The sequence below is a fragment of the Actinomycetota bacterium genome, from assembly GCA_036280995.1.
Lineage (GTDB): Bacteria > Actinomycetota > CALGFH01 > CALGFH01 > CALGFH01 > CALGFH01.
Window position 1 is genome coordinate 1 of record DASUPQ010000865.1, and the last position, 6,901, is coordinate 6,901.

Below are 6,901 nucleotides of genomic sequence, written 5' to 3' on the forward strand. Positions count from 1 at the left end.
GGGGTGACGGCGAGCAGGTTGGAGCCGAGCGGGATGATCGGCCCGTGGGCCGAGAGGTTGTAGGCGGTGCTGCCGGCCGGGGTGGCCACGATCAGTCCGTCACCCATGAACACGGGCATCCGCTCAACCCCGTCGATCGACAGACGGAGATTGGCCGAGTGGGCGGACAGGCGGGTCACGGCGACCTCGTTGAAGGCAAGGGCCCGCGACCTGCGTCCGTCGGCGTGGGTCGCCGCCATCCGCAGCGGATGGATGGTGATCGGGCTGGCGGCGGCGACGCGTGCAACCAGGTCGTCGGGCCGGTACTGGTTCATAAGGAATCCAACGGTCCCGCGGTTCATCCCAAAGATCGGCCGACCGAGCTGCAGGTGCTCGTGGATGGTGTGCAGGAGCAGGCCGTCGCCGCCGAGGGCCACGATGACCTCGCAGTCGCCGGGGTCGACCAGGTCGTAGCGGGCCGCGAGCTCGGCCTGGGCCGCCCGCGCCGCTGCCGCGCTCGACGCGACGCAGGCGATGCGCGGCTTGGATACATTCCAGGACAAGGCACTATCCGCCAACGTCGATCAACGAGTCGACATACGAGGCCTCGGTCAGGTTCTGCTCCGGCCGGGGCAGCTCGCCTGGCGCACGATGTCCTCGTCGAGGGATCAGCAGACGCCGCGGGCGCCCCTGCGTGCGCTGATGGCACCGCCGCCCCGGCCGGAGATACCCGTGAGAGACCCGACCTGGACCCGGACCGGGGTCTGGGATCCGCGGTCGCGGTCTGCTCCAAGGCGCGGTGTGGGCAGCCCTCCCCGAGCCCGACGGGCTGGTCGGAGATCCACTGCGTATCGAGTCGGCCTCTGCCATGCCGCCCATGATGCCGGGCTGGCCCTGCTCCGGGTAAGCCTCGAGCCGGCCGCCGGGTCGAACGGCAGCGACTCGCATCCGGCGCCGCCCTCCGTCATCGGAACCCGTCGAGCCACCGCACGGCTGGCGCATTGCCGCCCACCACCGTCCGCTCGCTGCGGAGCCAACCTCACCATGCTCCATGATCTCACCGACCAGCTGGGCGGCGGCCAGCCCGTCCGGCCGTGCCGGACTCTCAGCCCGGACGCTGTTGCGTCGCGGTGACCAGCGCAAGTAAGTCGAGCTCGCCCTCTCTCTGCAGCCCGAGCCCGTCACGCCGCTTGGGGATAGGCTGGCCGCATGCGTCACACCCGGCTGTACCGACAGGGGGAGCTGGAGGCCAAGGACTTCCCGGCCGCCCAGATCTCCGACTACCTCCAGCAGCCGGACACGGTCGTCTGGCTGGACCTGTGCGAGCCCGACCAGCAGGACCTGGAGGTCATCTCCCAGGAGTTCGGGCTCCACCCCCTGGCGGTCGAGGACGCCACCCAGCAGCACGAGCGGCCCAAGCTGGACCGCTACCAGGACCACGCGTTCCTCACCGCCTACGCCGTCAGCCTGGATCACGACACCGGCCGGCTCACAACCAGCGAGCTGGCCGCGTTCATTACCCTCCGGGCGCTCATCACCGTCCGCAAGGACCCTCGGTTCGACATCGAGGGGGTGGTGGCCCGCTGGGACGGCTCGGCCGACCTGGCCGGCCACGGCGTCGGGTTCTTGCTGTGGGGGCTGCTCGACACTGTCGTCGACGGGCACTTCGCCGTCGTGCAGCAGCTGGATGAGGCCATGGAGGGCCTGGAGGACCTGCTGTTCGACGAGCGGCCCCATGGTGCTGAGGTGCAGCGCCGCTCCTTTGAGCTACGCAAGTCGCTGGTGGTGTTGCGCCGGGTCGTGCTGCCGATGCGCGAGGTCGTCAACACGTTGCTCCGCCGGGATCTGAAGCTGGTTGATGAGGCCATGGGCCCGTACTTCCAGGATGTCTATGACCATGTGCTGCGGGCCACGGAGTGGACCGAGTCCCTGCGGGACCTGGTCTCCACCATCTTGGAGACCAACCTCACCATCCAGGGCAACCGGCTGAACTCGATCATGAAGAAGGTCACCAGCTGGGCAGCCATCATCGCGGTGCCGACCGCGGTGACCGGGTTCTACGGCATGAACGTCCCCTACCCCGGGTTCGCCCAGCCCTCCGGGTTCGTCGCCTCGGTCGTGCTGTTGGTGGTCCTGTCCGGCGGCCTGTACCTGCTCTTCAAACGCCTCGACTGGCTCTGAGGTTGGATTCTCGGATGATCAACATCGGTGGTAGGGCCGCGGGCCCGAACTCGGGCTGGAAGCGACGGGCCCGGCAGTACCACCAGGGCATTTGTAGAAACGGTCGTACTTGCAACAGGCCCAGAGACGCTGACAGGTGCCGAGATCAGGACGTGGCTGACCGAGTAGCGGGACCAGGACGAGGCTGACCGATCCAGTCTTGTCGCTGGGCCGGCGGCGTCGTAGGTTGCAGGGCACTCGGTGCAGAAGAGGGGGCAGCGATGGCACACCCGAACGAGGATCTTGTCCGCCGGGGCTACGAGGCGTTCGCCAAGGGCGACATGGCGACCCTGCGCGAGCTGTTCGACCCTGAGATTGTCTGGCACTTCCCGGGCCGCAGCGTGCTGGCCGGCGACCACCGCGGCGTCGACGCGGTCCTGGGGTTCTTCGGAAAGACGATGGAGCTGACGGCCGGCACCTTCCGGGTAGAGGTGCATGACGTGGTGGCCGACGACCAGCACACCGTCGGCCTGCACCTGGCCACCGGCGAGCGTGAGGGCCGGACGCTGGAGGACCGCGAGGTCCTGGTGTTCCACATCCGCGACGGCAAGGTCGTTGAGGCCTGGCAGTACCTCGAGAACCAGTACACCTACGACGAGTTCTTCTCCTAGCCGCTGTGGCTGAGCCAAGGCCGTTGCTGGGACCGCTGTTTAGGAGACAGGAGCGGATCGTCCACGGCGTGCTGAGTGCTGTCCCTGCAGCTCAAGTCGGGTGGGTCGTCCAGCCAGTGCGCTCCTGTAGGGCCGAGTAGCAGTGGGTGGAATGACAGGCGGGATGACCGGCAGGCTTCCCGCCTCCTCGCTGCATCGAGCTGCCAGCTCACTCCTCTCCCGGTTCGCTGGAGTTGCGTGAAGCGGGTAACGGTGCTGTCCGTCCGAGGACAGCATGCTGCCAGGGCCAGCGCCCGTCGATCTCCACCTCCAGCGAGAAACTCAGGAACGTCCGGATGAGCACGATGAGCCCGAGGACTGCCACGTTCTCAAGTGAAGGCTGGACGGCCACGGTCCTGATGATGTCGGCCGCGACCAGGAACTCCAGCCCTAGCAGAATGCTCCGTCCAAAGACCGTCCGGACGATCCGGTAGGCCTCCTCCACACCCTGGCCGCCGGTCAAGGCCAGCCCAGCGCGGACAAGGGCCGCCGCCAAGCCCAGCACGAGCGTCACGATCCCAATGATCTCGACGCCTCTGGCGATGGCGTCCATCGTCTGCTCGAAGCCCATCCCCGCCCTCCTTGGCCAATCGACGCTCGGAGCCTAGGACGACCGGAACTGTGGGAGATAGTGAGCGAAGAAGCCAACCGCCGGAATAGATGAACATATGGTCGATGGGCAGTGGCAGAAACGGGACCGGGCTTCCCAGTCAAGGCCGAAAACTGGATCGCGCGCAGGTCGGCCCGCAGGCCTCAGGCCTGTCCGGGGATCTCGATCTCGGCGCTATCGGCCAGGAGCGGCGTGTGCTGACGCTCCAGGGTGGGGAATCACCTATGCCCGGTTTGGGTTCTCCGGTTGTCCCTCACGATGGAGGTCGCAACGTGGCCGAACCGTCCGCCAGTAACGTCGGCCGGCGTCCCGTGTCCCGCCGGCAGGCACTGGCGTACGGGAGCAGCCTGGCCGCGGCGATGCCGCCGCCGAGCGGCGCGCCCGACAGATTGGCGTGTCGATGTTCATTGCGGTGGTCGACGACTGCGGCGTGATCAAGATGTCGTCGCGGATGGACGGCAACAGCCAGGCCAGCGTCACCATGGTTCCGCCCAATGCTGTGACCGCCACCGCGTTCCGGACCCCACCGCCACGCTGGCTCAGGGGGGCCGGCGATCCGACCCAGCTCGCCTCGATCGTCGGAGCCGGCTTTAGCCTGGCTGGACCGAGTGGGGATGCTTCCAAGAAACCGTCTCAACCCGGGAGGCAAGTAATGACGGAACCGACCCTTTACGAGCGGCTCGGTGGCGCATTCGCCATCGCTGCGGTGGTTGACCACTTCAGCGACGCTGTCGTGCAAAACCCGATCGTCGGCCAGAAGTCGGAGAACCCCGACCTCCGCGAGTGGCACACCAACAATCTGGGCAGACTGCCGGGCCTCAAGTTCATGCGCACCTTGTGGGTCTGCGACATTTCCGGTGGCCCTCAGCAATACGTCGCCACGGTACCGGGCAGCACGCCGCTCGGCTTGGAGGAAGCGCACCGCAAGCTGAAGATCTCGCCCGCCGAGTTCGACGAAGTCGCGGCTGAGCTCGCGCGAACGCTTGACGTCTTCAAGGTGCCCGAGCGGGAGAAGGGGGAGGTTCTGGGCGCATTCGCCGCACACAAAGACGAGGTGACCCGGGGATACACCCAGTAGCCGCGCAGGCGGGGAGCAGAACTCGTCCGCTGTTCAGGATCGCCGTCTTGGTGGTCCTCGCGCTGATGTGCGCTGGGTGCGCTGGCGAAGGGCGGGAGTCGTCGGCGGACGCGGACGGCGAGCTGATCGTGGCCGCGAGGGCGGGCGACGTCGATCGCGTGCGGTCGCTGCTGGGACGGGACGCTGCTGTCGACGCCCGCGACGCCAGCGGCGCGACCGCGCTCGTCGCCGCCGCCTACAGCAATCATGTCCACGTCGCCCGCAGCCTGATCGAGGCCGGGGCGGACGTGAACGTCAAGGACGAGCGCCAGCAGAGCGCCTACCTCATCGCCACCAGCGAGGTCGGGGACGACCCGCGCTTGCTCGAACTGACGCTCGCGAACGGCGCCGACGTCGACGCGAAGGACAGCTACAACGGCACCGGGCTGATCCGTGCCGCCGACCGCGGCCACGTCCGCATCGTGGAGCGGCTGCTCGACACGGAGGTCGAGATCGACCACGTCAACCGCCTCGGTTGGACGGCGCTCCTGGAGGCGATCATCCTCGGCGGCGGTGACCGGGGGCACACCGAGGTCGTGCGCCTGCTCGTCGAGGCAGAGGCCGAGGTGAACCTTGCCGACGGCGAAGGCGTGACGCCGCTGGCGCACGCGCGGCGGCGGGGGTACGACGAGATCGCGGCGATCCTCCAGCGGTCGGGTGGGCGGGCGTAGCGTCGGGTGGATCGCCCGTGCCAAGCTGTTAGGAGCGATCGGTGGGCCAGGGCAGCTTCGCTATGGCGGCTTCATTACGACGACGCGTCTTCAGCCTCGAATGGCGGCGCCAGGCCAAACTGGCTGTCGACGATAGTCCGCGGCGAGGGTGTCGCCGTACACCGGCGCGTAGGTCGCGTGGTCCTGGGGCGTCACCGTGCGCATCGACTCCGCCACCGTCGGGGTCGCGACCGCTCGCACCCCGGTGAAGGCGTCGCTCATAGGCCATGTAAGGCGGTGACCTGCGTGGCGGGGAAGATGTAGACCAGATCGAAGAACAGCTCCAGCGGAGTCGCCCGGTGTTCCTGGTTCGTGGGGCGCGCTGGGCAGAACACGGACGCGGCGCCGTTCCTCGCGGTGGCTCGTCCAGGTTGACCTGGTCAGTCGGGCGTCTCGACGCCTCAGCCTGCTCGGCGTCGTCGATGACCGCAGGCTGCTGGATGTCGTCGGTGCTGGTCGCGGCCCAGCTGGCCAGCAGACGCAGGGCATCCTGCACTGAAGGGTGTGGCAGATCGACTCGACCCCGAACGGGTCGCGGTGAGTGTTGATGAACCGGGTCATGTCGGCAGTCGCGGGGCGAGCTCCCGCACGCGGATAGTCCGAATGGCCGGGCTGGGCAGAAATCCGCCACACTCTTCCTCATGCGGGGGGATGGATCGACGCTCCAGATCCTCGGGCCGGTGGAGCAGACCCGGCCTGCGGGGCCGGTGCGGCTCGGCGCAGTCAAGGAGCGCTGCCTGCCCGCGGTGTTCGCCCTGCACTTGGGCGAGGCGGTGCAGTGGGAACGCCCCGAGCGGGTCGCCCGCGACCGACACGCCCTCCTGCGGAAGGGCAATCGGTATCGGCATAGGACCTCATGGAGGCATCGAGCCGACGGAAGACGGCCTCCTGAGACCGGAGCAAGGAGGGACCGGATGAACGTTGAGCAGACCACCGCCACCGAGACCCAGGCGCTCCGTCAGCTGGCCGCCTTCCCGCTGGTGGAGGCGATCTTCGGCCGCCGGTCGCGCCGGTTCGCCCTGGGCGATGAGCTCCCCGACGGCCCGCTCGCCTATCGCTCCAGGCACGAGCCAGTGCCGCTCAGCGACCTGGAGCGGATGCTGGTGCTGAGCGCAATGGGCGGGACAACGGGCTGGCACTACTCGATCACCCGGCACGCCCGCTACGCCCCCCACATCTCCAACTACGCCGCCGGCGCCGCCGGGCGGACGTTCCCCTCAGCGGCTGGCTTCCACACCGCCGAGCTGTTCTTCACCGACGACACCGGCCTGTACTTCTTCCCCACCCGGGACGCCGGCGCGCTGGTCGACCCGGCCACCGAGGAGGTGACGCCCGAGCTGATGGTCGAGCGCCACCGCGACCGGGCCCGCCAGCTGTCGGAGCGGCGGCTGTACCTGCCGGCCGAGGAGCCGTATCTGGAGGGCCACAACACCTGGTGCGTGAACGTCTCCGGCTCGTTGCTGGTCATCCCGGTGGCCGACATCGCCCAGCACCTGCTGGCCATCTTGTGCTTCTTCACCCAGAACGGGTACGCGATCTACGACGACGTCAACCGCCGCCAGATCCCCGGGCTGGAGCAGTTTCGCGGCCTGGTGGATGTCGAGGAGCCGTTCCC

7 protein-coding genes and 1 pseudogene are annotated in these 6,901 nt (G+C 68.3%); 6 read left to right on the forward strand and 2 right to left on the reverse strand.

Annotated elements, in window-relative coordinates; all coding sequences use genetic code 11:
- Positions 1-542, reverse strand: a 542-nt coding sequence (locus VF468_28985) for an NAD kinase (GenBank protein ID HEX5882323.1), incomplete at its 3' end; no start/stop codon positions are given.
- Between the two features lie 646 nt (positions 543-1,188).
- Between VF468_28985 and VF468_28990 the strand changes: the two genes are divergently transcribed.
- The gene (locus VF468_28990; GenBank protein ID HEX5882324.1) at positions 1,189-2,160 is read left to right on the forward strand and encodes a magnesium transporter CorA family protein; all 972 of its coding nucleotides are present in this window, start codon (positions 1,189-1,191) and stop codon (positions 2,158-2,160) included.
- Between the two features lie 260 nt (positions 2,161-2,420).
- On the forward strand, positions 2,421-2,810 hold the full coding sequence (locus VF468_28995) for a nuclear transport factor 2 family protein (protein ID HEX5882325.1): 390 nt from the start codon (positions 2,421-2,423) through the stop codon (positions 2,808-2,810).
- Between the two features lie 208 nt (positions 2,811-3,018).
- Here the strand turns inward: VF468_28995 and VF468_29000 are convergent, their stop codons facing one another.
- Complete coding sequence (locus VF468_29000; GenBank protein ID HEX5882326.1) at positions 3,019-3,420, reverse strand: DUF1622 domain-containing protein; 402 nt, start codon at positions 3,418-3,420, stop codon at positions 3,019-3,021.
- 412 nt (positions 3,421-3,832) lie between these two features.
- On the opposite strand from VF468_29000, the pseudogene VF468_29005 reads away from it, so the two are divergent.
- From VF468_29005 to VF468_29020, 4 genes and pseudogenes are all read left to right on the forward strand, one after another.
- Positions 3,833-3,997, forward strand: a pseudogene (locus VF468_29005) (heme-binding protein).
- A gap of 114 nt (positions 3,998-4,111) precedes the next feature.
- Complete coding sequence (locus tag VF468_29010; protein HEX5882327.1) at positions 4,112-4,537, forward strand: group 1 truncated hemoglobin; 426 nt, start codon at positions 4,112-4,114, stop codon at positions 4,535-4,537.
- A gap of 50 nt (positions 4,538-4,587) precedes the next feature.
- A complete protein-coding gene (locus tag VF468_29015) occupies positions 4,588-5,247 on the forward strand; it encodes an ankyrin repeat domain-containing protein (protein HEX5882328.1) in 660 nt (219 codons plus the stop codon).
- 953 nt (positions 5,248-6,200) lie between these two features.
- Positions 6,201-6,901, forward strand: a 701-nt coding sequence (locus VF468_29020; protein HEX5882329.1) for a hypothetical protein, incomplete at its 3' end; no start/stop codon positions are given.

Coding starts and splice junctions, on each gene's coding strand:
- VF468_28990 (HEX5882324.1), top strand. CDS start 1,189: ATGCGTCACACCCGGCTGTACCGACAGGGGGAGCTGGAGGCCAAGGAC.
- VF468_28995 (HEX5882325.1), top strand. CDS start 2,421: ATGGCACACCCGAACGAGGATCTTGTCCGCCGGGGCTACGAGGCGTTC.
- VF468_29000 (HEX5882326.1), bottom strand. CDS start 3,420: ATGGGCTTCGAGCAGACGATGGACGCCATCGCCAGAGGCGTCGAGATC.
- VF468_29010 (HEX5882327.1), top strand. CDS start 4,112: ATGACGGAACCGACCCTTTACGAGCGGCTCGGTGGCGCATTCGCCATC.